Genomic DNA, 430 nt, shown 5'->3' with positions numbered 1-430 from the left:
TGCCCGCGGCCACCGCCGCGGCCCGCCGCCTGCCCGGCCTCGCGTTCGTGCTCGACCACGCCGGCAAACCCGCCGTCGCGGTGGCGGAACTCCAACCGTGGGCGAGCCACATACAGAACCTGGCCGGCGAACCGAACGTCTCCTGCAAACTGTCCGGCCTGCTCACCGAGGCCGACTGGGAGCGCTGGGACATCGAGGACCTGCGCCCCTTCGCCGACACCGTCCTCGACACCTTCGGCCCGGACCGGGTGATGTTCGGCTCGGACTGGCCCGTGTGCACCCTGGCCGCCGACTACACCACCGTCGTGGACACCACACGCCGCCTGATCTCCCGACTCCACGCCCACGATCAGGCCCTGGTCCTCGGGGGCACGGCCGACCGCGTCTACCGGCTGAGGCCTCGACCGCGGTCCACCGCCCGGCTACCGGT

The 430-nt window shown here is 72.6% G+C and carries 1 protein-coding gene; it reads left to right on the top strand.

What is annotated here, in order from left to right; translation table 11 throughout:
- Positions 1 to 430 (top strand): amidohydrolase family protein (locus PUR61_RS12105; protein WP_329878733.1); only part of this gene is annotated, 430 nt, incomplete at both ends.

The sequence above is a fragment of the Streptomyces sp. BE20 genome (genome assembly GCF_036322525.1).
In the GTDB taxonomy this organism is placed as follows: Bacteria; Actinomycetota; Actinomycetes; order Streptomycetales; family Streptomycetaceae; genus Kitasatospora.
This window is presented reverse-complemented; position numbering and strand designations above follow the sequence as displayed.